We start from the raw sequence: 26621 nt of genomic DNA on the forward strand, positions 1-26621 counted from the left end.
CGCCTCAGGCCGCTCTTACCGGCCGCTCCGGTTCGCCCGTCAGAAGAACAGGCCGTTGACCATCAGCAGCGTGACCAGCCCCGCCAGCCAGCCCAGGGTGGAGGGCACGGACCAGGTGAGGATCTGGGTCTTCACGTCCGTGATGCCCAAGGTGCGGTTGATCACCCAGAAATAGCTGTCGTTGAAGTACGAGAAGACCATGGACCCCACGGCGGCCGCCTGGGCGGCCATCACCGGCGCCACGTCCAGCGAGGCCAGGATGGGGGCGGTGATGGAGGCGGCGGTCACCATGGCCACGGTGCCGCTGCCCTGGACCAGCCGCACCAGGGTCGCCACCAGGAAGGGCAGCAGCAGCGGCGGCAGCGGCATCTGGGCGATCTGCTGGGCGATGAAGTCGCCGGTCCCGCTGGCCCGCAGCACGTTGCCCAGCGCGCCGCCGGCGCCGGTGACCAGGATGATGATGCCGGCCGACGCCACCCCTTCTTCCACCCGCTTCAGGACCTCTTCCCGCGGGGCGCGACCCATCAGGCCGTAGACGGCCAGCAGCAGGCCGATGGCCACGGCGATCACGGGGTGGCCGAGGAAGATCAGGTAACTGGCCAGGGTCCCTTGAGCCTGAAGGGCCGTCAGCGTCGTGTTGAGGAAGATCAGCAGCACCGGCACCACGATGGGGGCGAAGGCGCGCCAGGCGCCGGGCAGGCCGTCGTCTCCGCCCGTGCCGGCGAGCCCGGAGCCCCAGCCGGCGGCCGTCCCGGCCGCAGCGTCCGCCCCCGACCCGCCGGTGATGGGCACCATGCCGGTGGTGGCTGCCTGCGCCCGGGAACCCGCCGCCCGCGCCGCAGCACCGCGTTCCACGGTGATGCCCCGGGCCGCCGCCCAGCGGCCGATCCACCGGGCGTAGAGCATGGTCACCACGTAGACCGGAAGGGCGATCACCAGGCCCCAGAAGATCATCAGGCCAATGTCGACACCGAAGGTGCCGGCCGCGGCCAGAGGCCCCGGCGTGGGCGGCACCAGGTGGTGGGTGGCCATCAGGCCGGCCGCCAGGGCCACGCCCAGGCCCAGGACGGGCTTGCCCGCCTCCCGGGCCAGGGCCCGGGCCAGCGGCGAGAGGATGACGAAGCCCGAGTCGCAGAAGATCGGAATGGACACCACCGCCCCCGTCGCCCCCAGCGCCCACTCCTCCCGCCCGCGCCCGAAGAGCCGGAGGAAGGTCAGAGCCATGCGCTGGGCGGCGCCGGTCACCTCCAGGATCCGCCCCAGCATGACGCCAAAGCCGATGATGATGCCGATGCTGGCCAGGGTGTTGCCGAAACCCTGGGTGATGGCCTGGGCCAGATCGCCCGGCGCCATCCCGCCCACCAGGCCCGTCAGGGCGGCGGCGGCGATCAGCGCCAGGAAGGTGTGGATCTTGGTCCGCAACACCAGGAAGATCAGGACGGCCACGCCCAGCACCAGGCCCAGGACCATCTGCGTTCCGTCCCCGTGCATACAGGTCACGCTCCCCTCTCGGCGGGCGCCGGTTCGTCCGCGGGGGAGGAACCGGCCCCCGGCCTCGTGTCCGCCGGCCGGGCGGACTACAGCCCGGCCTCCTCCTGTCCGGCCGCCGGGCGACCGCCGGCCACCCGGTGCCCCGTACCCGCCCGCCCCGCACCCGGCCGTCCTGCGGCCAGGCGCCCGGCGGCCAGGATGGCCCGCTTCATGCTGACGGCACTGGCCTTGCCCGTTCCCGCGATGTCGAAGGCGGTGCCGTGGTCGACCGATGTGCGGATGAAGGGCAGGCCCAGGGTCACGCTGACGGTGCCCTCGAAGTCCATGCTCTTGGCGGCGATGTGCCCCTGGTCGTGGTAAAGGGACAGGACCGCGTCGAAGGCCCCCTGCCGCGCCAGGTGGAAGACCGAATCGGCCGGCACGGGCCCCACCACCTGGTGGCCCTCCTGCTGCAGGACCTGGACGGCCGGGGCGATCTCGTCGATCTCCTCCCGGCCCAGCAGGCCGCCGTCGCCGGCGTGAGGGTTGAGGGCGGCCACGGCCAGCCGCGGCTGGGCGATGCCCAGGTCCCGCAGGTGTTCCAGGGCGGCGCGGGCCGTGGCCACGATGCGGTCCTTGCGCACCAGGTCGAGGGCCTGGCGCAGGGAGACGTGGCGGGTCAGGAAGAAGATCCGGATGCCCGCCACCTCGAACATGGTCAGGGGGTCGGGCGAGCCGGTCAGCTCCGCAAAGATCTCCGTGTGCCCGATGTGCGGGACGCCGGCCGCCCGCAGAGCCTCTTTGTGGATGGGTGCCGTGGCCACGGCATCCACCTGGCCGGCCAGCGCCCAGGCCACCGCCCGCTCGATGTACTGGTAGGCGGCGCGGCCCGCCGCGGCCTGCACCTGGCCCAGGGCCAGGTCCGGGGGCACGTTGGCCAGGTCGACCAGATCCAGGGTGCCGGGGGTGTAAGCGCCTTCCGCCGGCCGGGTGACGACCCGCACCGCCGGCGCCCCGGGCACCAGGGTGCGGGCCCGCTCCACCGCGCCGCGATCGCCGATGACCAGCGGGCGCAGCTCCTGGTAGACCCCGGGATCGGCCAGCGCCTTGACCACGATCTCCGGCCCGATGCCCGCGGGGTCGCCCAGGGTGATGGCCACCAGGGGGCGGCCGTCGCGGGGCGTGGGGTGGTAGGGGTCGCTTGGCATGCTCCTGCACCTCCTTCGTGGCATCCGGCGGTCTTCAGGGGATCCGGCCGGGTGAGGTCCCGGTTTGGGGGCGGGGAGGCCTTGCCCCGGCGGCGGCCTGGGACCGGCCGCCCGGATCAGGGTGGGGCGACCCCGGCCCTCGGGGTGGCCCCGGGCCCTCCGTGGCGGCTGCCGTCTCCTCCGCCAGGGGGCGGACCCGCGGCTCCAGCAGGTGGACCAGAAGGTCCTCGTCCCCCACCAGCCCGCCCTTGGTGATGACCGCCAGCCCCGGCCGCCGCCCACCTTCCAGGGAGCCGGCCGCCACCAGGGGCGCCAGCTCGCCGGTCACCTGCAAGGCACCGGCCCCCAGCGCCGCCGCCACCGCCGCCGCGGTATCGCCGCCGGTCAGCACGAGCCCCGCCAGGGCCGGGAGGCGTTCCACCAGGGTGGCGGCCAGGGTCCCCAGCTGGCGGGCCACCTGCCGGGCCAGGCCTTCCGGAATGGCGCCGCCGGAGCGCCCGGCGTTCCGGGCAGCCGCTGCGGGCGACCCCGCGGGGGGCCGGGTTGGCCGGGTTGTCGCCGCCGAGCGGTCCGTCTCCACCACCGCCACCCCCCAGCGGGCCAGGGCGGCCTCGACCTGGGGGAGCAGGGTCTGGGCTGCAGCGACGGGATCGGCCAGCAGCTGGGGCAGCGCGGCGTGGAGGCGCGGCACCGGCCAGCGCCGGGTCACGGCGGCCAGCTGGCGCTGGGTCAGGTCCGTGAGGCTTCCCGCCACCACCAGCCAGGGACCCGCGCCGGCGCCTGCAGCCCCCGGGGAGGCGGGGGATGCCGGCCCGCCAGGTCGACCCGCTGCCGGCGAGGCGGCAGGCGAGGCGGCCGCAGAGGCCGGGGTGGCCGGGCCACCGTGGCGGTCCGCACCGGCTGCGCCCTCGCTGGGCCGTTCCCCCAGCCGGTGGGCGACCCAGGCCGCAAAGAAGGGGCCCGGGTCGACGGCCAGGACGGGGATGGGGGCCCGGGCCACCAGGGCGGCCAGGGTTTCGATGTCCTCATCCCGGGCCGCGTCCAGGACCACCACCCGGGTGCCCGCCCGGTGGAGCTCACGCAGCCGCTCCGGCAGGCGGTGGTCGTAGCCTTCGCCGTCCGGCGGCAGGTAGGCAGCGGGCAGGCCGCTCTGGGCGGCGAGCAGCCGGGCCACGTGGTCGTCCGTCACGGGGGTGAGGGGATCCCGGGCGGCCTCCGTCGCCAGAAGCGGGACCCCGTTGACCTGGAGCCGCCCGCCCACCGTGGCGCGGCCGGAGGCAGGGAAGGCGGCCACCACCACGGCCAGGTGCCCGGGCAGGGCCTCCAGGGAACCCGCCAGCTCGGCCCCCAGGTTGCCCCGCAGGGTGCTGTCGATGCGCTTGCCGAAGAACCGGCACCCGGCGCTCCGGAGGGCCTGAAACGCCGCCCGCACGCGCCGGCGCGCCACGGCCGGTTCGACCGCCCGGGAGTGGGTGGGCAGCACCACGAGCGCCGCACCGGCCGGGGCGAGCCCGGCGGTGGGGCCCGCCAGGGGCAGGGGGTCCAGGACCACCCGGCCGGCAACACCGGCCCGCGCGGCCACCCGGGCCGCGGTGGCGTTGGCACCGGTCACGTCGTCGGCCACTAGTCCGAACATGCCGGGATCTCTCCCTTCCCTGGGTCCAGGAACGGGGATGGCCGTCACGGGGCCAGCACCACCTCGACGCCCGCTTCCGCCAGGGCCTCCAACTGCACGGCGGCGGACGCCTGGGCCTGGTCGTCGCAGATCAGGGTGCGGATCTGGTCGATCCCGGCAAACCGGGCAAAGGCGCGCCGCCCCAGCTTGCTGTGGTCGGCCACCACGTAGGACCGCTCGGCGGCGGCCAGCATGGCCTGTTTCACCGGCACCTTCTGCCGGTTGGTGGTGGACACGCCGTAGGCCACGTCGACCCCGTCGGCCCCCACGAAGGCCCGGTCCACGTGGGTGGCGCGCAGGTAAGCCTCCGTTTCCGGCCCCTGCAGGCTGTAGACACCCCGGCGCACCTGGCCGCCTGTCACGTACACGTCGACGCCCTCGCGATCCGCCAGCTCCCGGGCGATCAAGAGGTCGTTGGTCACCACCTTGAGGGTGATCCGGGGCGGCAGGTGGCGGGCGATCTCCAGCGTGGTCGAACCGGCGTCCAGGATCACCGTCTCCCCGGGGCGGATCAGGGCCGCCGCCGCCCGGCCGATCTTGCGCTTGGCCTCCACCTGCCGGGCCCGCTTGGTAGCGTAGGGCAGTTCCCTGGGCGTGACGGCGCCCACGGGCAGGGCACCGCCGTGGGTGCGCACCAGCAACCCGTCCGCCTCCAGGCGCTCCAGGTCGCGCCGTACGGTCATGGGGGAGACGGCCAGGCGCCGGGCCACCTCGCTGACCTCAAGCCGCCCTTCGGCTTCCAGCCACTGCAGGACTTGCCGGCGCCGTTCTTCGGCCAGCATGGTGACATCGCTCCTGCCCGGCCCGGCTCCGGGGCCAGGCGGCCAGGCCGTCGCGGGGCCGCCGCGGGGACCGCCTTGGGGGCGAGGCCGCCGTGAGGGCGCCTCGGGGGCTGCCTCGGGGCTGAGGCCGTCCCGGGGCCGGGTGTTGATCTATCCTGTTCGATTGAGTGTTCAGTGATTATCGAGCATGTGTGTTTATGTGCGGATCTTCGCGGTTCGCCGGGCCGTTCCTGCCGGTAGGGGCGATTTCACGGTCGGAAATGGCTGGCTTGGGATCCAAGCATGCCGCATGCCGGGGACGGAGCGGACCGCCCGGCGGGCCCCGCGCGGGGAGGGCGGAGCCGGCAGGCGGCTCGGGCGGGCCGGGGATGGAGGTCGGCGGGCAGTCGTCGCGGAGGATGGCCAGGGCGCAACGCGGGGGCGGAGGGGAAGAACGTGCGGCGAGCGGCTGCGGGCGGCGCGATCAGGCCAGGCCGGAATGGTGCCTGGAGGCCAGTCTGGCCTGTCTGGAATGGTGCTAGGCAGCGGAGGCCGGAGTCCCGGCCGGACCCGGGACGTGCCCGCCAGCGAGGCCACCGGCCCGTTGGGGGCGCCAGGTAACGGATACGGGAGCGTTGCTGAGGGATCGGCGGCGTGGATCCGGCCGGTGGCTGGCCAGCCGGCGCGGCTCAGCGCCGGCTGCCGCCGGGTCCCCTGGCCAGGCGCCACGCCAGAACCAGCGCCCACAGGGCGCCCGGGATCAGGGACGCCAGCAGCAGGGGAACGGCCGCATGGGGGAAGAGCCAGGCCAGCACCATGCCGGGCAGCCCAGGCAGCAGGGCGGCCAGGGCCATGCTCCGGGAAACCCGGGGACCCCCGGTGGGGGCCAAGGAGGCCAGATCCCAGGCCGCCGCCATCCCCGCCAGCCAGTAGAGCCAGGTGGCCACGTACCCACCCGCCAGGGTGGCCGGCCAGGCCACATCAAACCAGAGGGGGCTTTCATCCGGGCGCGCGGCCCGGGCCAAAAGGGGGAGCCCGGCGGCTTCCAGCGCCAGCAGCGGCAGCCACACGGCCAGCGCTGCCGTGGCCAGCATGGCGCCGGCGCCGCTCCAGCGGGCACGGCCCGCCTCGCGCAGGCCCTGGTACACCAGGAACCAGCCCAGGGACCAGGCGGCCACCCCAAGGCCCAGACCCACGTGGACCGCAACCCAGCGTTCGGGGGCCCGGCGCACCGCGTCCAGCACCTCCGCCGCGTTGCCCGGGTCCAAGGTGACGGGGTGCAGGACGGTGCTCGCCGCCGCCAGCAGGCCTCCGGCCACCAGCAGCCGGCCCGCCCAGCGCCAGCTGTCGGCGGCAGGACCGCGCCCCGCGCCGCCGGTGCGTGTTCGACCGGTGCCTTGCACTCCCGCTTCCATGCCGCCTCCCCCCTGACCCGATCCCCCGCCGGCGACCAAGATCGCAGCCGGTCGCCCCGTTTCCCGGCGACGGGCGTGGGATCGGGGCGCATCGCCCGACCGCTTCACCGGCGGCCCGGCGGCCCGCTCCATGGAATGACCAGGACGCCCGCCGGTGCGCCCCAGCCCGTGGTCCGGAGCCGGCGGGTCCACGCCCTCTTACCTGCAAGTATCGCCAGTCCCGCGCCCGCCTCACCCCTGCCCAACAGTGGTGGTACGTTATAGGTAACGCCGCCGGAGCCGCCCACGGCATCGGGGCACGGCGCTTCGCAACGGCGGCGGGCCAACCTGCTGGATCCTCCCGGGAGGCATGATGGGTGGCAGATCTCTGGGAACAGGCGGCGCGGTTCTTTGGGCTTGTATTTGTAGATCTGCTGCTGGCCGGTGACAACGCGGTGGTCATCGCCCTGGCGGCCCGCCGCCTGCACGGGCGCATGCGCCGGCAGGCGATTCTGCTCGGCGCCGGCGGCGCCGTGGGACTGCGGCTTGGGCTGGCGGCGGCGGTCACGTGGCTGCTCCACATCCCGTTGCTGCAGGTGGTGGGCGGGCTGCTCCTGCTGTGGATCGCCCGCAAGCTGGTGGCCGGCGACCACGGCGGCCACGAGAACGTGCATGAAGCGGCCGGTGTCTGGGAGGCGGTCCAGACCATCATCCTGGCCGACGTGGTGATGTCCCTCGACAACGTGCTCGCCCTGGTCGGCGTCTCGGGCGGTCACCTGGGGCTGCTGGTCATGGGGCTCGCCCTGTCGGTACCGCTGATCATCTGGGGCAGTTCGCTCCTCAGCGGGCTCATGGACCGGTGGCCGTGGCTGATCCACGTGGGTGCCGGCATCCTGGTGTGGGTGGCCGTGGAGATGCTGCTCGAGGACCGGCTTGTGCACGAGGCCCTGGCCGGGGTGCCCGAAGGGGTGCTCCTGGCGGCCCACATTGCTGCGACGCTGCTGGTGACGGGCTTCTTCATGCTGAGGAGCCGGCGGCAGGGACAGGTGCCCACGCCGGAGGTGGCTGCAGGGACCGCGCCCGCTGGCGCCGGGTTCCACACGGCCGGTGCGGTGCCGGACGAACCCGGCAAACGGCCCTCATCCTCCCACGGGGGCCCTGCGGACGGCCGGTTCTCCTCCCCGCCGCCCGAACCGCTCCCCGGCCCGCGTGCCGGCGGCACCGCAACCCGCAGCGGCTTGGGGGGCGGCGGGTCCGGGGACGGGCCCATGCCGGCACCGGTGGCACCGGCCGTGGCGCGGCGCCCTCGCAAGCCGCAGGACCCACCCCCCAGCGAGGCGTGAGCCGCGAGCCCCTGGTGAGGAGGCTCGTTCCATGGCCGTGGCCCGGGCCGGCGAACCCCCGGCGGAGGGGCAAAGCCGAAGTCCGTTGGCGCAGGGTGCTAGGAATCGGCCGGTTCGTCCCGGTACACCAGGTGACGGGTGGTCAGGGGCGGGTGGGCCAGCGCTGCGCCCAGGACGGGCGGCAAGAGCCGCACGCCGTGGCCGAGGTCACCAAGGGAGAACCAGCGGAAGGTGAGCAGGTTGGACCCATCCTGCCGGTGGCTGGATTGCCCCCGCGCCGGGACCCGTCCGCCCGGGGAACCGGGCAACGTCACCCGGTAGTAGAACCCCAGCTCATGAAACCGCCGCCCTTGCAAGGTAAAGAAGGATTCCACAACCCAGAGCAGGCGGCCCACCTGGACGTTGACGCCGAGCTCCTCCTGCAGTTCCCGGTGCAGAGCAGCACTCGTCGCCTCGCCCCCTTCGACCCGGCCACCGGGCAGGATCCAGTAATCGGTGCCGGCGATCTGGTGAAGAAGAACATGGTCGCCGGCGAGGATCACGCCGGCGACCCGCAGGTTGAAGCGCACGCCGTCCGTATCAAAGCTCAGCACCCGGTCCTGGCCCTCCTTGTCTTGCCGACGTGATCGCCATGCGCCGTGCCACGCTGTTCCATCGCCCATGCCACGCTCTGCCATGGTGACCTCGGCCTGCGATCTTGCCGACGGTTTACCGCGACACCGGTACGCTACGCCGGGACCAGCGCGGCCAGTTCCCGCAGGGACTGCTCGGTGGCCGCGTCGAACAGGTGCAGGTGCTCGGCGTCCAGCGTAAGCGCCAGCCGGTCGCCCGGGCGCACGGCCAGGCGCGGGTCGACCCGCACCGTCAGGGACGCCGCCCCCGCCGTCACGTATACGAAGGTCTCGGCGCCCAGCGGTTCGACCACCTCGGCGGTGGCCACCAGGTGGGTCTCACCGGGCACGGCACTGCCTTCGGCCGGGCGGGCGTGAATGTGTTCGGGCCGGACGCCCAGGAGCACTTCCCGCCGGTGGCCGTCCCCGGAGGACAGGCAAGCTCCGGCCGTTTCGGCCAGCTCGCCCTTCAGGCGGCAGCTCAAGCCGCCGCCAGCGAAGCGGACCTCCCCGTCGATCCGTTCCACCACACCGCGGATGAAGTTCATCGGCGGCGAGCCGATGAAGGAGGCGACGAAGACGTTGGCCGGGCGGGCGTAGATATCCTGGGGCGTGGCCACCTGCTGCAGCTTGCCGTCCCGCAGCACGGCGATGCGGTCACCCAGGGTCATGGCCTCCACCTGATCGTGGGTGACGTAGATCGTGGTGGTACCCAGGCGCTGGTGCAGGCGGGCCAGCTCGGTGCGCATCTGTACGCGGAGCTGGGCGTCCAGGTTGGAGAGGGGTTCGTCCATCAGGAACACCTTGGGATCGCGGACGATGGCCCGGCCCAGGGCCACCCGCTGGCGCTGGCCGCCCGAGAGCTGGGCCGGTCGGCGCTTGAGCAGGTTCGTCAGGCCCAGGGTCTCCGCCGCCTGGCGCACCCGGCGGTCGATCTCGTCCCGCGGTACCTTGCGCATCCGCAGGCCGAAGGCCATGTTGTCGTAGACGGTCATGTGGGGATAGAGGGCGTAATTCTGGAAGACCATGGCCACGTCCCGGTCCTTGGGCGGCACGTCATTGACCACCCGGTCCCCGATGTACACCTGGCCTTCGGTCACGTCTTCCAGGCCCGCGATGAGCCGCAAGAGCGTGGACTTCCCGCAGCCCGAAGGCCCCACCAGGACCAGGAACTCCCCGTCGGCGATGTCCAGCGAGACCCGGTCGACCGCCACGGTGGAGCCAAAGCGCTTCGTTACGTCCACCAGCCGGACCTCTGCCATGGCGGGATTCCTCCAATCGATGTGAACGAGCAAAAATTCGTTGTAGTAGCCTGAAATCCTGCCTGGACGGGCTTGACACCGCGCCGACAGGCCGCGTCTCCACCGACGTCGAGGGGGCGGCGCTGCCGGACGCGGCGGTGACAAACATACCTGTGGGTGACGCAGGGTGGAGGGTCCGGCGCGGGGCCGGGTGGTGGGATGCGGGATGGTGAGCGGGCGCCGGGCGCTGCATAGGCGAGCGCGCGGGCCAGGCCGGCGGAGATCAGCGGTTCCCTGCCCTTCCAGGGCATGTCCAGGGGCTCGTAGCTGCTTACCATTCCATCATCATCTCTTATCCGCCGTAGGCGAATCTTTCCCATAACTTGTTCCCCACTCCCGACACTTTCCCCCACTTTCGGCTGACGAACGGAAAAGGTGTTTGGTATTATGAGGAAAGGAGGATGATCTGGCCGATGCAGGCGACCTTTCAGACAAAGATTCAAGACCCGTCTGTTTATCCCGTGCTGGACGCCATCGCCGCCCTGTACGGTCGCCTGCTGCGCCGGTTGTTTGTCGATGTCTATGTGCGGAAGCGTTCCCTTGTCGAATGCAAGCGGGAATACATTGCCCGCTACGGCATCACAGCCCGCCACTTCAACGCGCTGGCCACCGAACTCCAGGCCAAGGTGAAGGCGGCGGAGGAAGCCCATCGGCACCATCTGGTGCATCTGCGCGGCCAGATTCAAGCCACGGAACGAGCGATTGCCAAGTTGCAAAAGCAAGACAAGGCCCTGGCGTCCGGAAAGGGCCGCGGGGCCGGCCTGCCGCCCGAAGAGCGGGCCGAGCGTCGCCGCCGGGTTCGGTTTCGGCTGCACCAGAAGAAGCGACGGCTGGCGATGCTTCGCGCCCGCCTTGAAACGGCAAAAGCCCGGACGGGATTGCCGCCGATTTGCTTTGGCTCACGGCGTTTGTTTCACCGGCAGTTCCACCTTGCAGAGAACGGCTTGGCTTCCCACGACGAATGGCGCAAGGCATGGCGCGATGCCCGAAGCCAAGGCTTCTTCTGCATCGGCTCCAAAGACGAGATGAGCGGCAACCAAACGTGCTCGCTCTTTGGCGACAGCTTGCGCCTTCGGGTGCCCAACGCCCTGGCCGGCCGCTTGGGGCGGCATGTTTGGCTACACGGCATCCGCTTCCCCTACGGACAGGATGTCATCCTGGCGGCCCTTGCGTCCGGGCAAGCCATCAGCTATCGGTTCGTCCGGCAAAACGGCGCGTGGTATGTCTTCGCCACCACCGAACGGCCCGCGGCTCCGATCACCACCTGGCGGAGGGCTGGCGCCCTTGGCGCGGATCTGAATCCCGACCGGCTGGCCGTGGCGGAGGTCGACCGCTTCGGCAACCCCGTGGCGGCTCGCGACATCCGGTTTCAGATTCAAGGCAAACGCCGGGAGCAGGTGAAGGCCATCCTGGGCGAGGTGGTGGCGGACCTGGTGGCATGGGCAAAGGGCGCCGGCAAGCCCATCGTGGTGGAGCACCTCGATTTCCGGGAGAAGAAGACCCGCCTACGGGAAGAAGGCCCCCGCTACGCCCGGATGCTCTCCGCCTTTGCCTATGGCGCGTTCATGGCCCTGCTGCTCTCCCGGGCCGCCCGGGAAGGCGTGGAAGTGATCCGCGTCAACCCGGCCTTCACCAGTGTGATTGGCAAGGTCAAGTTTATGGCCCGGTACGGACTGTCGCCCCACGCCGCCGCGGCGGTGGCGATTGCCCGCCGGGGCCTTGGTTTGGGCGAGCGCTTGCGCTCCGGAACCGCCCGCCCTCTACCCGCGAGGAATCGAGGGCGGCACGTCTGGAGCGATTGGCGGCGCATCGCCCCGTCGGTGCGCGGCAAGCGGGCGCACCGGCTTTATCAGCGGTCCTCCGAGGACACTCCAGGTCGGGGAGAACCCCGATCCACCCTGGCACCGGCAGCTCACAACCTGCACGGCCCGGGGTGTGATGGTCTGGCTTGGGGTCCGGGGTGCGATCCCCCGGCGCGAATCGTCGGGAGCGCTGTTCGCCCGGCGTCATAGGCGGATGCAATAAATGCCTATGTTTTGAGGAACGGTTGCCCCGTCCCTTGACCGGCCTTCCGGTACCTGCATAGGATGTTGCCCCGGGTATCCCGGGAGGGCGCTGGCAAACCGGACAATGCTTCGACCCAGCCGGTGGGAGGGACCGCTGGCGTGCAGGCGCCGGAGGGACAGGCTGCCGGCCATCCCCGGCAAGGGGTGGCGCAAGGGGGAGCGGCCGGTACCGTGCTGCAGGTTCGGGCAGCGGCGGACGGCCGGGGGCCGGCCGGGGGGCCGGTTCCACCCACGCTGTGGTACAAGGATGCCATCCTCTATGAGCTGCACGTGCGCACCTTCTTCGACGGCAACGGCGACGGCACCGGCGACTTCCGTGGCCTGACGGCCAGGCTGGACTACCTGCAGGACCTGGGCGTCACGGCGCTCTGGCTCCTGCCCTTCTACCCGTCGCCCCTGGCGGACGACGGCTACGACGTGGCGGACTACACGGCGGTCCACCCGGCCTACGGCACGCTGGGCGACTTCAAGCGGTTCCTGGCGGAAGCCCACCGCCGCGGGCTGCGGGTGATCATCGACCTGGTGCTGAACCACACCTCCCGGCAGCACCGCTGGTTCCAGCGGGCCCGGCGCGCCCGGCCGGGCAGCCCGTGGCGCAACTTCTACGTCTGGAGCGAGACGCCCGACCGCTACCGCGGGGTCCGGGTGATCTTCCCCGACTACGAGGAGGGCAACTGGACCTGGGACCCCGTGGCCCAGGCCTACTACTGGCACCGCTTCTATGCCCACCAGCCCGACCTGAACTATGAAAATCCCCTGGTGCGCCGGGCCATGCTGCGGGTAGCGGATTTCTGGTTGCGCCTGGGCGTCGACGGCTTCCGGCTGGATGCCCTCTCGTACCTCTACGAGGCCGAGGGCACCACCTGTGCGGGTTTGCCCGCGACCCACGACTTCGTCCGCGAGTTCCGCGCCCACGTGGAGTCCCGTTACGGCGAGCGGGTGCTGCTGGCCGAGGCCAACGAGCCGCCGGCCGAACTGGCCCGCTACCTGCAGGGGGACGAGTGCCACATGGCCTTCCACTTCCCCCTGATGCCCCGGCTGTTCCTCGCCCTGGCCCGGGAAGAGGCCCGGCCGCTGGAGCAGGTGCTGCGGGACGCGCCGGCCATCGCCCCGGCCTGCCAGTGGGCCGTGTTCCTCCGCAACCACGACGAGCTGAGCCTGGAGATGGTGACGCCGGAGGAACGGGCAGCGCTCCTTGACGCCTATGCGCCCGATCCCCAGGCCCGGGTCAACCTGGGCATCCGGCGCCGGCTGGCGCCTTTGCTGGGCAACGACCGGCGGCGGATCGAGCTGGCCTACGGCCTCCTCTTCTCCCTGCCCGGCACGCCGGTGATCTACTACGGGGACGAGATCGGCATGGGCGACAACATCTACCTGCCCGACCGGCATGCGGTGCGCACGCCGATGCAATGGAGCGGCGGGCGCAATGCGGGCTTCTCACCGGCCAACCCCCAGCGGCTCTGCGCGCCGGTGGTGGTCGACCCGGCCTATCACTACGAGGCGGTCAACGTCGAGGCCCAGCTGGCCAGCCCCGACTCGCTGCTCAACTGGATGCGGCGGCTCATCGCCGTGCGCAAGGGGCTGCCGGCGCTGGGCCGCGGCAGCCTGGAGCTGGTCGAGGCCGACAATCCCCGGGTGCTGGCCTTCATCCGGCGCCACGGCGATCTGGCGGTTCTGGTGGTGGCCAACCTGTCCCGCTACGTCCAGGGGGTCCGGCTTGGCCTCGGGCCGTACCGGGGCGCCATACCTGCCGACGCCTTCGGCGGCTCGGCCCTGCCCCCGGTGGGGGAGGAGCCGTACTTTCTGACCCTGGGCCCCCACGGGTTCTACTGGTTCGTCCTGCGCCGGCCGCCGGCCGGGTTGTAAGGGGGCATGCCCGCGGTATGCGGCCCGCCTCCTGCGCGGCCTGCCGGCAGGCACCGGCCGCCGGTTCGCGTAATGTATCCCTGCTGGAAGATGGCAAGCAGAGGGGGCGGGGCCGTGACCGCCAACGTAAGCGACCGCGGGGCCGGTTGGGTGGCCCCCGACACCTTCGTTGTAGACCTGCGGGAGGGCGGCCAGGCCGAGCGCACGGCCGGGTTCCTCATCCGGGCACCCCGCCCGGCGCTGATCGAGGCGGGCGGCCGGGCCGGCGTCCAGGCATGGCTGGAGGCCCTCGAGCAGCAGGGAATTCCCCGGGACGAGATCGCCTACATCATCCTGACCCACATCCACCTGGACCACGCGGCGGGGGCCGGTACCCTGGCCCGGCTGCTGCCCCGGGCCCAGGTGGTGGTCCACCCGCGGGGCGCCCGGCACCTGCAGGATCCGACCCGGCTGGTGCAGGGAGCCCGGACGATCTTCGGGGATCGCCTGGAAAGCCTCTTCGGCCTGCCCGAGCCGGTGGCTGCGGAGCGGATGCTCACGCCGGAGGACGGCGAGACCCTGGATCTGGGGGCCGGCCACCGGCTGCGGTTCATCGCTGCCGGCGGCCATGCCCGGCACCAGTACATGATCCTGGATGAGGGCACCGGGGCTCTGGTCACCGCCGACGAGGCGGGGGTCCGCTATCCCGCCCTGAGCCGGCGCCTGGGCCGGGACTACCTCCTGCCTTCCACCGCGCCCAACCAGTTCGACCCGGAACTGATGCTCCAGTCCGCCCGGCGGCTGCCCCAGTTGCGCCCGGCGACCATGCTGCTGCCCCATTTTGCGGCCACCAGCCTGTCGCCCGAGGAGATCGCCGAGCGCCTGGAAGAACAGGTTCCCCTGTTTGTAGCTTGCGGGCAGGTGGACGGGCGGCCGGCCGGCCCGGAGGAGACCCGCCGCCGCCTGGCCGAGCACATCCGCCGCGACGCGGAGGCCCACGGCCTGGACTGGGCTGAGGTGGAACCCGCCGTGGCCCTGGACCTGGACATCTGTGCCTTCGGCATCGCCGATTACCTGCAGCGCCGGGCGCAGGGGAAGGCCTGAAACATCCACAAGGGGGACCTGCCATGAGTCCAGCGGTGGCGGAGTCTTTCAGGGCGTACCTGGTCGAGCGGGACGGCGACGGCAGCCTGCGCCAGGGGGTGCGTACGCTGGATGCCGGCGACCTGCCGCCGGGCGAGGTCACCCTGCGCGTCGCCTATTCCGGCGTCAACTACAAGGACGGCCTGGCCAGCCGGCCCGACGGCCGGGTGGTGCGGTCCTATCCCATGGTGCCGGGCATCGACCTGGCCGGCAAGGTGGTGGAGTCGGCCGATCCCCGCTTCCGGCCCGGGGATCCCGTCCTGGTGACGGGTTTCGAGCTGGGGGTCAGCCACTACGGGGGCTACGCCGAATACGCCCGGGTGCCCGCCCAGTGGATCGTGCCGTTGCCCCGCGGCCTCGACCTGCGGGAGGCGATGATCCTGGGCACGGCAGGGTTCACCGCCGCCCTGGCCCTCCATCGCCTGGAAGAACACGGCCTGGCGCCGGGCCAGGGCCCGGTCCTGGTCACCGGCGCCACGGGCGGCGTGGGTTCTGTGGCCGTAGCCATCCTGGCCCGCCGCGGGTATGAGGTGGTGGCCAGCACGGGCAAGGACGGCGCGGTGGAATACCTCAAGCGCCTGGGGGCCAGCCGGGTCATCCCCCGCAGCGAGGTGGCGGTGCAGGGCGGCAAGCCGCTGGAGAAGCAGCTTTGGGCGGCCGCCATCGATGCGGTGGGGGGCGACACCCTGGCCCATGTGCTGCGGACCACCCGTTACGGCGGCGCCGTGGCGGCCGTAGGCCTCACCGGGGGCAGCCAGCTGAACACCACCGTCTTCCCCTTCATCCTGCGGGGCGTCTCCCTGCTGGGCATCGACTCGGTATACTGCCCGATGCCCCTGCGCATGCGGATCTGGCAGCGGCTGGCCGGCGATTTGCGGCCGCCCGCCCTGGACGCCTTGGTCTGCCGCGAGGTGGGGCTGGACGAGCTGCCCGAGGCCTTCGCAGACGTCCTGGCCGGGCGGGTGCGGGGGCGGATCCTGGTCCGCGTGGCGTGAGCTCCCGTCCCGGGCGGCGAACGTTCCCTGCCGCACACCGGGGCCCGGGTGGGAGGCGGCTCCGGGCACGGGGGCTCCGGCCGCCTTGGGCTCCGGATGTTACTCTGATGCGCCCTCATGGCCCCTGAGGAACCTGTGGATCCTGTGGACCCATCCCCCCGGGGTGGATGGGGTGGAGCACGAGAGGGTCCATGCGATGGCGTCGAGGGAGCCTGCCGGGCTGGCCGAGCCTGCCCCTGGTTCTGGGTGCCGTTCAGGCCGGGCAGGCCGTGATGCCGGGCCGCCACGGGGCCGGTCACGGCCTGGCCCGGGAGCGGCGAGACAGCCGGGCCCGCAGGCGGCGGGCCAGCCGGGCCCCGGCGTGAAGCCCCAGCCGGGCGACAACGCGGGCCCCGCCGCGTCCCAGCCGCCAGGCACCGCGCCCGGTGGCGGCCACCAGATCGCGGGAGAGGCCCCAGACCAGGCGCCAGTCGTGTTCCACGGTGGCGCTGTCGAGCCCTGCCTGCCGCAGCAGGGAGGAGCGAACGGGCTCGGGCAGGGACCGCAGGGCCAGGCGCAGGGTGAAGAGCGCCACCAGCAGGTCGTCCAGCTGGCCCAGCACGGGGACAAAGCCCGGCAGCGGGTCGAGGGGTACCAGGAGATAGGCGAGGCCCGCCAGAACCAGCCGGCGGGCACGCCCGCCACCGGGGACCCCGTTCCGCCGGTTCAGGGCCAGGATGAGGCGGGCCAGCTGTGCGTACTGGGGCAGGCGGGCGGCCAGCTGCCGCAGGCGAAACCAGCGTTGCCCCCGCAGGGTCCCGGCGCCCGTCGAGCGGGGGCGGTGGCCTCGGCTGGCCGGCTCGGAGACCATCGCGGCGGCCCCTCCTTTCGCATCCCGTCGGTGGCCGGACCAGACCGCCCGGCGCCTCGGGAATCAGGCTTCGCCAACCTTCGCTTGGCGTCTCTGCACCGGTGTGCGCGGGAATTGGCCAACCGTTGTCGTTGTCCGGAGCGGTTCCGCTCCCCGAGCGGGTCCGCCGGCCCCCGGCCGGATCCGGCAGGTGTCCCCGCCTGGTGTTGCGAACCCCTTTCGTAATGGTACAGGTCTTTGGGACCTGGCGTGTCGGGGCTTGTACCCGCCGTCCTACCGTTGTCCGAACTTATCATCTCCTTTGTCCAACCGGACCCGGCTTGCCGGGCAGCGTCCGTCGCCCGGCGAACCGGTCCCGGCAAAGCGGTGAGGAATGAAGGGGGCGGGTCGCCCGCCCGGCAATGGGGGGTTGGGTCATGGCGGCGGTCAGCGAGGGCACCCTGCTCTGGTCGCCTCCCGAGGAACTGCAGCAGCGTTCCCGCATGCGCCATTACATGGACTGGCTGGCCCGGCACCGGGGACTGGCCTTCTCCACCTACGAGGCCCTATGGCAGTGGTCCGTGCGGGATCTGGAAGGGTTCTGGAGCAGCCTGTGGGAGTATTTCGGCATCCAGGCGTCGGCTCCCTACACCAGGGTGCTGGGCCGGCGGGAGATGCCGGGCGCCCAGTGGTTTGTGGGCGCGCGCCTCAACTACGCCCAACATGCCTTGCGGGCCGCGGCCGCCAGGGCGGGCGGACAGGGAACGCCGGGCGAGGACGGGAGCGCGCCCGCCCGGCCGGTGGTGGATCCCCAGGACCCGGCGGTGATCTACCAGTCCGAACTGCGACCCCTGGGCATGTTGACGTGGTCGGACCTGATCCAGCAGGTGGCGGCCGTGGCCAGCGGGCTGCGGGAGCTGGGAGTGGGGCCGGGCGACCGGGTGGTGGCTTACCTGCCCAACATCCCCGAAGCCCTGATCGCCTTCCTGGCCACCGCCAGCCTGGGGGCCATCTGGTCCAGCTGCTCGCCCGATTTCGGTGCGCCCAGCGTGGCCGACCGCTTCCGCCAGATCGAGCCGAAGATCCTTTTTGCCGTTGACGGGTACCGCTACAACGGCCGGGATTACGACCGGCGGCCGGTGGTGGCGGAGCTCCAGCGGCAGCTGTCGTCCCTGGAGGCGACGGTGCTGGTGCCGTACCTGGGTGAGGGGGGCGGGCGGGCGGTTGCCGGCGGGATGGCGGCCGTCGCCGGCCCGGTCCCGGCGGGACAGGGCGGCGGTCCCGCCGGGGATGGCGGCGGGGCCGGGTTCTTCCCGGGACGAACCCTGCCCTGGTCGGACCTGCTGCGCCAGGGCGGGCCCCTGACCTTCGAGCAGGTGCCCTTCGACCACCCGCTGTGGGTCCTCTACAGCTCGGGCACCACCGGCCTGCCCAAGCCCATCGTCCAGGGCCACGGCGGGATCCTCTTGGAGCACCTCAAGATGCTGGCCCTGCACAGCGACCTGGGGCCGGGGGACCGGTTCTTCTGGTTCACCACCACGGGCTGGATGATGTGGAACTACCTCGCCAGCGGCCTGCTGGTGGGGGCGACGGTTTTGCTCTACGACGGGAGCCCGGGCTATCCCGACATGTATGCCCTCTGGCGCTTTGCCGAGGCCACAGGGATGAAACTGTTCGGCACCAGCGCCGCCTACGTTACCGCCTGCATGAAGGCCGGCATCGAACCGGGCCGGGAGCTGGACCTGAGCGCCCTGCGCAGCGTGGGTTCCACCGGCTCGCCCCTCTCCCCCGAAGGGTTCCAGTGGCTCTACGAGCACGTCAAGAAGGACCTCTGGGTGGCGTCGGTCAGCGGCGGCACCGATCTCTGCACCGCCTTCGTGGGCGGCTGCCCGCTGCTTCCGGTGCATGCCGGCGAGATCCAGTGCCGCTGTCTCGGTGCGGATGTGCAGGCCTTCGACGAGGAGGGCCGGCCCGTGGTGGACCAGGTCGGGGAGCTGGTGATCGCCCAGCCCATGCCCTCCATGCCGCTCTTCTTCTGGAACGATCCGGAGGGGAAGCGGTACCGGGAAAGCTACTTCGAGATGTTCCCCGGCATTTGGCGCCACGGCGACTGGGTGAAGATCACCCGCCGCGGCACGGTCGTCATCTACGGCCGTTCCGATTCCACCATCAACCGCCAGGGTGTCCGCATGGGAACCAGCGAGATCTACCGGGTGGTGGAGGACATCCCCGAGATCCTCGACAGCCTGGTGATCGACCTGGAACTGCCCGGCCGCGGGCCCTACATGCCCCTGTTCGTCGTGCTGCGGGAAGGGGTGGAACTGGACGACGCCCTGCGCAGCCGCATCAAGCAGCGCATCCGGGAGAGCCTCTCGCCCCGTCACGTGCCCGACGACATCGTGGCCATCCCCGAGGTGCCCCGCACCCTGAACGGGAAGAAGCTGGAGGTGCCGATCAAGAAGATCCTGTTGGGCGTGCCGCGGGAGAAGGCGGTGAACCCGGATTCCATGAGCAATCCGGAGTCGCTGGCGTATTTCGAACAATTTGCCCAGCAGTTGTAGCGGCCGGCCGTTGTGATCAAGCGGCGATGAGGCCGTAGGGAAGGAATCCCACGCAAGGGATACCAGCTGCCGGTACCAATGGGGCCGCGACCCCGCCCGGTACCGGCATTTTTCTGTTTCGAGCGGGACCCCGGCCGCCGGCCGGACTGTGGTCGCCGCCTGCAGAAACGGTAGAGGCTTTGTTGCCGAAGTTTACGCAAGCCTTGATGGGCCCTTAACGGGTGCGGCGGCAGGCCGCGGTAGGCTAGCAGCCCGTGTGAATAACGCTGCATAAGCCAGGCGATCGGGAAGTATTTTTCGGCCGAGATGTCGAAGCAAGAGACATTATGACCAGGAAGAAGTTTCGCGACTACCAACCCCATCAGCTCATGATTTTGCCTCCTGCGCTGGACGAGTGGCTGCCGGAGGACCATCCGGTCCACTTCATCAGCCAGGTGGTGGACCAGCTGGATCTGTCAGCGATCTACAGCGACTACACCGAGCGCCGGGGCCAGCCCCCGTACGAACCGCGCATGATGGTCAAGGTGTGGCTGTACGCGTACATGCGGGGGATCCGCTCGTCGCGGCGCCTGGAGCGAGCCCTGTACGAAGACGTGGACTTCCGGGTGCTTTCCGCGAACCAGCAGCCCGACCACTGGACGCTCTCGAACTTTCGGCGCCGACATCATCAGGCCCTGGCCCGGCTGTTTGTCCAGTCGGTTCGCCTGGCCCAGGAGGCGGGGCTGGTGAAGCTCCGGCACGTGGCGGTGGACGGGACCAAGCTCAAGGCCTACGCCTCCAAGCACAGCGCCATGAGCTACGGCCGGATGAAGGAGGAGGAACGGCGCCTGACGGAGGAGATCCGGCGCTACTTGGAAGAGGTTGAGGCCAACGACCGGGCGGAGGATGACGAACACGGCTCCGACAGTGGCTGGCGGCTGCCGCCCGAGCTGGCCACGGCGGATAAGCGGCTCCAGGCGATTCGGGAGGCGAAGGCCCGGCTGGAGCAGCGGGCCCGGGCCGAGGCCGAAGCCAAGGAAGTGGCGCGGGAAGCGGAGGCGGCGAAGAAGGGGCGTCGCGCCCGCCGCAAGGAGGCCGCCGCCGAACCGCGCCCGGCCGACAAGGATCAGATCAACTTCACCGACCCCGAGTCGCGGATCCTGCGCAGCGCCGACAAGGCCTTCATCCAGGGGTACAACGCCCAGTTGGCCGTGGACGCCGAGCCGCACGTCATCGTGGCGGCTGACCTGACGAACCGGGCCGCCGACGCGCCCCACTTGGTGCCTCAGTTGGAGCAAGTCGAGGCGAACACGGGGCGCTGCCCCAGGGAACTTTCCGCCGACGCCGGTTATTACAGTGAAGCCAACCTCCAGGCCCTGGAAGAACGGGGTGTAGAAGCCTTCATCCCGCCGGATAAGATCCGTCATACGGAATGGCGCCAGCTCCAGCCGCCCCGAGGGCGGATGCCCAAGCAGATGAGCACCAAAGACCGGATGCGGCGCAAACTGCGCACGGTCCGAGGGCGCAAACGTTACAAACTGCGTCAGTGTTCCGTTGAGCCCGTCATCGGGCACATCAAAGAGGCGATGGGGCTTCGGCAGTTCTTGCTCCGTGGGCTCTCGAAGGCTCGCTTCGAGTGGCTCTTCACATGCGCAGCCTTCAACCTACTGAAGCTTTGGCGCCACTGGAAGCAAGCGATGGGCCGCCGAGGGGAGGCCATGGCGACCTGCTGAAGCGAGGGAGGTTTCTCCCCGCCGACATAAGGCCCACACTTCGTCTTATCAAGGAGCAACGGCCGCGGGGGAACCCGACATCAACGGCGATTACTAACACGGGCTGCTAGGCCACCAGGGCACCAACGCAAGTAACCAGGTACTAGCCGCTTACACGAGCAGCACGCCCTAATACCACTCAGCCGTCGCCCTACGAACGCCACGCCTGTACTCGTCTACGCCGAAAGCTTGACAAGCTCCCTGGGGACAGCACCCCACTTCATCACGCTCAGTTCCTATCCCTTCCGCCCTCCTCAAATAGGTCACCTACCCACTGACCATCCCCAACGCCTACGAAACCAATCGTTGCGAATCCAGTGGCTGGCATTTACCTCCGCAACCCTTTTGCTTCTCAGAAAGACTCCGGTAAAACCGCTCTTGCGGCTGCTCACCGCATACGCACCGACACTTAAAGGACCTAACCAAGTCATCTATGTCACGCAACACCTGTCGAACGACATTAGGAGAAAAGGCATCTCCTGAACCTGTCGAATAGTGACTGACCCAGTTACTTACTAATGCCGGAATGAGAGCCTGGGATAAACGACGCTCCTGTTCTGCTGAAAGCACAAGCAGACCTGCCCTTTTGTAAAGTGCTACTTCTGCCCGGATCGCCTCAAGCATATTACCAACCATTCTCCTATCCTCCTTAGTCGAAAAGTCGAGCGGCACTCGAATGTTGACTTCTCGAATTACCTCTAAGAGCCTATACTCTAGGTACTGCCGAACCAACGGTAACGCCTGCTCCACTCGTCCATTATCCAAATGTTCATTGATCATCACAGTGAGTATCGAATCATCAATCTTTTACCAGACCTTCTGGTGGAGTACCATGCAACTTATAACCCGTCCATGCCCAACCATTGCTTACCGCTTGATCAAACAACTTCTCAAGCATACCGTCGTAGGTCAACAGGATAACTTGTAAACCATCCGGAACGTGCGGACGTGCAATATGCGTACGAATTGCTTCTATTAGCCGCGTCTGGTGGCCAGCATCAAAACTTGACGTAACATCATCCAGGACCAGAAAGCGCCCACCAAATTGTCGTCGTTTACTCGCTGCCAAAAATATTGACAATGCTAGAGCATTTCTTGCCGATTCCGACAGAACCGGAACAGCGTCTAGATCTTGCGCGGAAAAGAATCGTTCCAGCATTAGATACAATCGTTGATTCCTATCGTCACGCCGAAGCTTCGGCACTATTTCACTCCCAGCCCAAATATCCCGAAAAATGGCTCGAATGTCATCCTGAAGCATGTCAATCTTCCTACGCACTAAGTCGGCCTCAGCCTCAGCAAACTCCCTTGCTGCTTCACTAATGAATGATCGCCACCGTTCAATGGCATCCAACTCTTGTTGTAGGCGTCCAACTTCCTCCGTCGCCCCCCTATGCTCGATCAATGCATCGCGTAGTGCCCTAGCACAGTGAACAACGGTAACCGATCTCACAAGGAAAGCGGGGACTTTCCGCTGCAACTCCTCAATTGCCTTTTGGATCTGATCCAACATGTCCTTACGATGTTGTTCGAGCAGAGTAATCCATTCTTGAAGTGCCCTCACTTCATCCTCCCTAGGCACTCGAATCTCCCTGGCCCTTTCTAGGGTTATCCCTGAAGGGGGTTGCAAACGCCTGCTTTTAAGTACCATCCAATTCTTGACCAGGGATTCTTCGCCGACAATTGCCGACCATATCTCTGCCATCTTACGCTCAATAGGGATTATTTCTCGATATTTCCCCTAGCACCTGAATCAAAAAACTTCGAAGATCCAATCCGCTGGGGTGCTGCGAGGCCTGCTCACAGAGTGGACACTTCTCATCGGCCAACCCCATCTCGACAATCTTGAACGCTGACTCATACAGGTCCTTGTAGGGACGCTCGTTATGGACGGCTGTTGTCAGGCTCATATGGGTTTGTGCGAGTGACAGCAAAGCATCGCACTTTCTCTTAAGCTTGTCTATGGGTACTGCCGTTTCAAGGTCTTCGCGGGTTGTCACCAGCTGCTTTAGAGCCTTTGTCTCATTCGCCCCTTCAACCCTGCTGAGCTGTTCTTCACACTTGTCGAAGTCGATATCTGAAAGTCTCCTTCCCTCAACGAGGGACCTTAGCCCTGAAATCTCCGACAATGCTTCTAGACACAGCCGTTCAGCTAAGCAAGGGTCAAAGCTATCAGGTGGCAAACCCGTCTTTTCCATGCTAGTGAGCAGCTCTAGTACTTTATTTGCGGCCTCATCGCGTTTACGCTGTACCTCCCCTAGGCGGCGTTGTAGCGTCTCGAGCTGGCAATCGGAATTTAAATTTCTCGTGTTGCTCAGCGCTTCCAGGTTTTTTCGAATTACACTGAGACTGCCCAAACCGAGTAATCGCGCAAATGTGCGGCCACGGTCCAGTGGAGAACTAGTTATGAAGTCGTTGAATGTGGTGTAGTCCAATAGCAACGTCTCGCAATTGATTGATGTCAATAGTTGGTCTGGATCGAGACTGCCGCTGGCTTCGACAATGCGACGTCCCTGTGCGTCTCGTTTTATCGTTATCGTGACTTCTTCGCCAGTGGAGTCATCGGGTATGAACGTAAGCGTTATGGCCGCGGGTCCAGTGTGAAACCGATTCAAGTAGTATCTGCTTGCGTTTTCAGTATTTTGGATCTTGGCCAACCGGGGAACATTTCCGGTGATTGCATACGTTATCGCGTCGAATAGGGAACTCTTGCCTAGTCCATTTCCCCCAAAGATCGAAGTAATTTTATTGGGATCAAACTTCATTTTCAAGGGACTACCGTTGTTATTGATCCCACGAAACCCTTCTACAGTTAGGCCTGCTAAATAGTATCTAGTCATGATTTTCAACCCGGTGCAGGAGGATTTGAATCGCCTTACGTGTGATCTGGGCTCTTTCTATCCCGTTCAATTCTCGAGATGTGGGGAGTTCAGTTCGGAGCATGCGGGCAAGCTCCTTATCACGTGTTTCAAGATGCGAAAAGAACTGTGCGATAATATTTTCAGGTCTGTCATTCAGACTGAACCGCATTCAATGCCCCCCCCCCCCCCCGACTTGCTGCTAAATTATGTAGTCCTGCTACCTAGTATATCGAATCTCCAGTGTTTTCCAAGGAGGGTTTAGCATGGTCTGTCGGAGGTATCCAAGTACATTTGGCAACGCTGAGTCCTGCTTATGACCCACACAGGTTTGAGAATTAGCAACGCGCCCGTCTCCGTCCAGCTACACAGTCGATCGGACCTTTGGTTCAGCCAGGCGAAACGCAAGACGCCTCAACAAGACCAACGGAGGCGCTAATTGCCGCTATGTCAGGTTGGACAAAGAAGCGACTCTCCCATCGGCAGACCGAGCGTCGACGGGCGTGTCCAGGGAAGGGGGCGAGGCCAATTAAGGGTCTCCAGATCTGCCGTGGTCTCGCATTCCCCACAGAGTGCTTGTGGTATCGTTGGCATTGGGCCTCGTCGGGCTTGTTACGGGTACCAGCCGGGGTGTCATCGCCGGTGTTAAACTGACCCGGGATCGCCGGGTAAGAATTGACCCACCCCCCAGCAAAGACACCTTCCGAATCCAGCCACGGAGCGGGAGGTGTCCTCGGCAACATGCTGGGAGGTGGGAAGGTGAAACGCTTATACGAGCTTCATGGCGAGGGTCGGTCCATCCGGGAGATCGCGCGAATCCTCGGCATCTCCCGGAACACGGTGCGGCGGTACTTGCGCGCCACCGAGGTGCCCAAGCCGGCACCTCGGGCGGCTCGCGGCTCGAAGCGCGACCCGTACAAAGAGTTTATCCTACAACGGGTCGCGGAAGGTGTGGAAAACTGCGTCGTCCTTCTCCGCGAGCTGCGGACCCAGGGTTACGAGGGGGGCTACACCATCCTCAAGGAGTTCGTCCGGCCCCTGCGTCGCCCCCGATCCATCCCTGGCACGGTCCGGTTCGAGACGCAGCCAGGCCAGCAGGCGCAAGTGGATTGGGGCAGTTGTGCCTATACGCTGCCGGACGGCACGGTCCGGCGAAAGTGGGTCTTCGCCATGGTGCTCAGCTGGTCCCGGGCCCTGTACGTAGAGTTTGTCGACCGGGCCGACACCGCGACGTTCATCCGCTGCCATCTGAACGCGTTCCGGTACTTCGGCGGGGTACCGGAAACGTGCCTGTACGACCGGACCAAGCTGGTGGTGTTGGGGCTGGACGAGAACGGCGAGCCCAAGTGGAATAAACGCTTTCTGGACTTTGCCCTGCGGCTGGGTTTTGCCATCCGGCTCTGCCAGGGCTACCGTCCCCAGACCAAGGGCCGGGTAGAAAGCGGCATCAAGTACGTCAAGAGCAACTTCTGGCCCGCGGTTCGGTTCACGGATCTGGATGACCTGAACCGGCAGGCGCTGGCGTGGTGTGATACCGTGGCCAACGTCCGCATCCACGGCACCACCCATGAGCGGCCCGTGGACCGGTTGGCGATCGAACGAGGGGTCTTGCGGCCGTTGCCCTCGCAGGAACGGCTGAGGCCTTGGCTGCGCGAGCCGCGGCAGGTGGGCCGGGACGGTTACGTGCAGTGGGAACGGGCGTGGTACGGCCTGCCGTGGCCCTGGCGGCCCGGCCAGCTCGTTCAGGTCCAGCCGGGCGAGGGCGTGGTCGAGCTCTGGGTCGGTGACCAGCGGGTGGCGGTGCATCCCCGGGCCCTCCGGCCGGGCCAGCGCTTCACGCACCCGCAGCAGTGGGCGGGGTTGTCCGCGAAGAGTGGCGGCCCGCGGCCGGAGCCCCGGGCGGTGCAATGGCCCACGGTGGAAGTCGAGCGACGGTCTTTGAGCACCTACGAGGCTCTGGCCGAGGCGGTGAGTCGGCGATGATCGCCCTGGAGAAGGCCCGGCAGTACCTGGAGCAGCTGGGCTTGAGCCACGCGGCGGCGGTTCTCGAAAGCCGCCTGGAGGCCGCCGCCCAGAAGCAGCTCCCCTACCCCGACTTCCTCGTGGACCTGCTGGGCCTCGAGGCGGCGGCGCGCCGGGAGCGCTACCTACGGACACGGACACGACTGGCGCATTTGCCCTTTCACTGCACCCTGGAGCAGTTCGACTTCGGGTTCCAGCCGTCCGTCGACGAGCGCCAGATTCGCGAGCTGGCTACCCTCGCCTTCGTCGCCGACGCCGCCAATGTGATCTTCCTCGGACCACCCGGCGTGGGCAAAACCCACCTGAGTGTGGCTCTCGGGATCAAGGCGATCGAGGCCGGCTATGGGGTGTACTTCGTGCGAGCTCACGAGCTGCTCGAAGACCTGCGCCGCGCCCAAGCCGAGCACCGACTCGACCGGCGCATGCGAGTCTACCTGGCCCCCAAGGTGCTGATCATTGACGAATTCGGGGTCTGCCCCTACGACCGGGCGGCGGCGACCGCCCTGTTCGCCCTGATCTCGGCCCGTTATGAACGGGGCAGCATCATCTTGACCAGTAACAAAGGCTTTGCGGAGTGGGGCGAAGTGTTGGGCGATTCGGTGATCGCCACCGCCATCCTCGACCGGTTGCTTCACCACAGCCACGTCATCAACATCCGGGGCGAGAGCTACCGGCTTCGAGAGAAGAAGCGGGCGGGACTGTTCGGCGGGACCCCACCCCGAAGGGAGGTGATGCCACAGGACGGCTCTGCGGAGTAAGTGACCCGCAGGGGTGGGTCAGTTTCCAAC

At 68.3% G+C, this 26621-nt stretch carries 19 protein-coding genes; 9 read left to right on the forward strand and 10 right to left on the reverse strand.

Going from position 1 to position 26621, the window contains the following annotated elements; genetic code table 11:
* Window positions 1-39: 39 nt before the first annotated feature.
* From THESUDRAFT_RS02465 to THESUDRAFT_RS02485, 5 genes are all read right to left on the reverse strand, one after another.
* Complete coding sequence (locus THESUDRAFT_RS02465; RefSeq protein ID WP_006903129.1) at window positions 40-1491, reverse strand: GntP family permease; 1452 nt, start codon at window positions 1489-1491, stop codon at window positions 40-42.
* Between the two features lie 86 nt (window positions 1492-1577).
* On the reverse strand, window positions 1578-2678 hold the full coding sequence (gene pdxA, locus THESUDRAFT_RS02470; protein ID WP_006903130.1) for a 4-hydroxythreonine-4-phosphate dehydrogenase PdxA: 1101 nt from the start codon (window positions 2676-2678) through the stop codon (window positions 1578-1580).
* 34 nt (window positions 2679-2712) lie between these two features.
* Window positions 2713-4314 (reverse strand): four-carbon acid sugar kinase family protein, encoded by a 1602-nt coding sequence (locus tag THESUDRAFT_RS02475; protein ID WP_006903131.1) that lies wholly within the window; start codon window positions 4312-4314, stop codon window positions 2713-2715.
* A gap of 44 nt (window positions 4315-4358) precedes the next feature.
* A complete protein-coding gene (locus tag THESUDRAFT_RS02480; RefSeq protein WP_006903132.1) occupies window positions 4359-5135 on the reverse strand; it encodes a DeoR/GlpR family DNA-binding transcription regulator in 777 nt (258 codons plus the stop codon).
* 668 nt (window positions 5136-5803) lie between these two features.
* Window positions 5804-6529: a hypothetical protein gene (locus THESUDRAFT_RS02485; protein ID WP_006903133.1), complete on the reverse strand. Its 726-nt coding sequence runs from the start codon at window positions 6527-6529 to the stop codon at window positions 5804-5806.
* Between the two features lie 356 nt (window positions 6530-6885).
* Between THESUDRAFT_RS02485 and THESUDRAFT_RS02490 the strand changes: the two genes are divergently transcribed.
* Window positions 6886-7851, forward strand: coding sequence for a TerC family protein (locus THESUDRAFT_RS02490; RefSeq protein ID WP_006903134.1), 966 nt, complete (start codon window positions 6886-6888; stop codon window positions 7849-7851).
* Window positions 7852-7949: 98 nt separating this feature from the next.
* Here the strand turns inward: THESUDRAFT_RS02490 and THESUDRAFT_RS02495 are convergent, their stop codons facing one another.
* Both THESUDRAFT_RS02495 and THESUDRAFT_RS02500 read right to left on the reverse strand, forming a co-directional pair.
* Complete coding sequence (locus THESUDRAFT_RS02495) at window positions 7950-8444, reverse strand: NUDIX hydrolase (RefSeq protein WP_006903135.1); 495 nt, start codon at window positions 8442-8444, stop codon at window positions 7950-7952.
* A gap of 134 nt (window positions 8445-8578) precedes the next feature.
* The gene (locus THESUDRAFT_RS02500) at window positions 8579-9724 is read right to left on the reverse strand and encodes an ABC transporter ATP-binding protein (RefSeq protein ID WP_006903136.1); all 1146 of its coding nucleotides are present in this window, start codon (window positions 9722-9724) and stop codon (window positions 8579-8581) included.
* A gap of 440 nt (window positions 9725-10164) precedes the next feature.
* Here THESUDRAFT_RS02500 and THESUDRAFT_RS02505 point away from each other — a divergent pair, with 440 nt between their 5' ends.
* From THESUDRAFT_RS02505 to THESUDRAFT_RS02520, 4 genes are all read left to right on the forward strand, one after another.
* Entirely contained in the window at window positions 10165-11775 is a 1611-nt protein-coding gene (locus THESUDRAFT_RS02505; RefSeq protein ID WP_242823209.1) for an IS200/IS605 family accessory protein TnpB-related protein, read from the forward strand.
* A 153-nt stretch (window positions 11776-11928) separates the two neighbouring features.
* On the forward strand, window positions 11929-13695 hold the full coding sequence (gene treS / locus THESUDRAFT_RS02510) for a maltose alpha-D-glucosyltransferase (RefSeq protein ID WP_006903138.1): 1767 nt from the start codon (window positions 11929-11931) through the stop codon (window positions 13693-13695).
* A 114-nt stretch (window positions 13696-13809) separates the two neighbouring features.
* Window positions 13810-14778 carry an MBL fold metallo-hydrolase gene (locus THESUDRAFT_RS02515; RefSeq protein WP_006903139.1) on the forward strand — a complete coding sequence of 323 codons (969 nt, stop codon included), beginning with the start codon at window positions 13810-13812 and terminating at the stop codon, window positions 14776-14778.
* A gap of 23 nt (window positions 14779-14801) precedes the next feature.
* On the forward strand, window positions 14802-15812 hold the full coding sequence (locus THESUDRAFT_RS02520) for an acrylyl-CoA reductase family protein (protein ID WP_006903142.1): 1011 nt from the start codon (window positions 14802-14804) through the stop codon (window positions 15810-15812).
* Between the two features lie 295 nt (window positions 15813-16107).
* On the opposite strand, the gene THESUDRAFT_RS12040 is transcribed toward THESUDRAFT_RS02520, so the two are convergent.
* Entirely contained in the window at window positions 16108-16662 is a 555-nt protein-coding gene (locus tag THESUDRAFT_RS12040; protein ID WP_006903143.1) for a YkvA family protein, read from the reverse strand.
* Window positions 16663-17078: 416 nt separating this feature from the next.
* Between THESUDRAFT_RS12040 and THESUDRAFT_RS02530 the strand changes: the two genes are divergently transcribed.
* Window positions 17079-19202: an acetoacetate--CoA ligase gene (locus THESUDRAFT_RS02530; RefSeq protein ID WP_006903145.1), complete on the forward strand. Its 2124-nt coding sequence runs from the start codon at window positions 17079-17081 to the stop codon at window positions 19200-19202.
* A gap of 326 nt (window positions 19203-19528) precedes the next feature.
* On the forward strand, window positions 19529-20914 hold the full coding sequence (locus THESUDRAFT_RS02535; protein WP_006903146.1) for an IS1182-like element ISTsu2 family transposase: 1386 nt from the start codon (window positions 19529-19531) through the stop codon (window positions 20912-20914).
* Between the two features lie 838 nt (window positions 20915-21752).
* On the opposite strand, the gene THESUDRAFT_RS13190 is transcribed toward THESUDRAFT_RS02535, so the two are convergent.
* Both THESUDRAFT_RS13190 and THESUDRAFT_RS12620 read right to left on the reverse strand, forming a co-directional pair.
* Window positions 21753-22517 carry a hypothetical protein gene (locus THESUDRAFT_RS13190; protein WP_156821686.1) on the reverse strand — a complete coding sequence of 255 codons (765 nt, stop codon included), beginning with the start codon at window positions 22515-22517 and terminating at the stop codon, window positions 21753-21755.
* Between the two features lie 148 nt (window positions 22518-22665).
* Window positions 22666-23793, reverse strand: coding sequence for an AAA family ATPase (locus THESUDRAFT_RS12620; protein ID WP_083855316.1), 1128 nt, complete (start codon window positions 23791-23793; stop codon window positions 22666-22668).
* 777 nt (window positions 23794-24570) lie between these two features.
* Between THESUDRAFT_RS12620 and istA the strand changes: the two genes are divergently transcribed.
* Entirely contained in the window at window positions 24571-25794 is a 1224-nt protein-coding gene (gene istA, locus THESUDRAFT_RS02540; RefSeq protein WP_006903147.1) for an IS21 family transposase, read from the forward strand.
* Window positions 25791-26591 carry an IS21-like element helper ATPase IstB gene (istB, locus tag THESUDRAFT_RS02545; RefSeq protein ID WP_006903148.1) on the forward strand — a complete coding sequence of 267 codons (801 nt, stop codon included), beginning with the start codon at window positions 25791-25793 and terminating at the stop codon, window positions 26589-26591. The genes istA and istB overlap by 4 nt, the downstream gene beginning before the upstream one ends.
* Window positions 26592-26621 lie beyond the last annotated feature (30 nt).

It is taken from the genome of Thermaerobacter subterraneus DSM 13965 (assembly GCF_000183545.2).
In the GTDB taxonomy this organism is placed as follows: domain Bacteria; phylum Bacillota; class Sulfobacillia; order Thermaerobacterales; family Thermaerobacteraceae; genus Thermaerobacter; species Thermaerobacter subterraneus.

Coding starts and splice junctions, on each gene's coding strand:
- THESUDRAFT_RS02465 (WP_006903129.1), bottom strand. CDS start 1,491: ATGCACGGGGACGGAACGCAGATGGTCCTGGGCCTGGTGCTGGGCGTG.
- pdxA (WP_006903130.1), bottom strand. CDS start 2,678: ATGCCAAGCGACCCCTACCACCCCACGCCCCGCGACGGCCGCCCCCTG.
- THESUDRAFT_RS02475 (WP_006903131.1), bottom strand. CDS start 4,314: ATGTTCGGACTAGTGGCCGACGACGTGACCGGTGCCAACGCCACCGCG.
- THESUDRAFT_RS02480 (WP_006903132.1), bottom strand. CDS start 5,135: ATGCTGGCCGAAGAACGGCGCCGGCAAGTCCTGCAGTGGCTGGAAGCC.
- THESUDRAFT_RS02485 (WP_006903133.1), bottom strand. CDS start 6,529: ATGGAAGCGGGAGTGCAAGGCACCGGTCGAACACGCACCGGCGGCGCG.
- THESUDRAFT_RS02500 (WP_006903136.1), bottom strand. CDS start 9,724: ATGGCAGAGGTCCGGCTGGTGGACGTAACGAAGCGCTTTGGCTCCACC.
- THESUDRAFT_RS02505 (WP_242823209.1), top strand. CDS start 10,165: ATGATCTGGCCGATGCAGGCGACCTTTCAGACAAAGATTCAAGACCCG.
- THESUDRAFT_RS02520 (WP_006903142.1), top strand. CDS start 14,802: ATGAGTCCAGCGGTGGCGGAGTCTTTCAGGGCGTACCTGGTCGAGCGG.
- THESUDRAFT_RS12040 (WP_006903143.1), bottom strand. CDS start 16,662: ATGGTCTCCGAGCCGGCCAGCCGAGGCCACCGCCCCCGCTCGACGGGC.
- THESUDRAFT_RS02530 (WP_006903145.1), top strand. CDS start 17,079: ATGGCGGCGGTCAGCGAGGGCACCCTGCTCTGGTCGCCTCCCGAGGAA.
- THESUDRAFT_RS02535 (WP_006903146.1), top strand. CDS start 19,529: ATGACCAGGAAGAAGTTTCGCGACTACCAACCCCATCAGCTCATGATT.
- THESUDRAFT_RS12620 (WP_083855316.1), bottom strand. CDS start 23,793: ATGACTAGATACTATTTAGCAGGCCTAACTGTAGAAGGGTTTCGTGGG.
- istB (WP_006903148.1), top strand. CDS start 25,791: ATGATCGCCCTGGAGAAGGCCCGGCAGTACCTGGAGCAGCTGGGCTTG.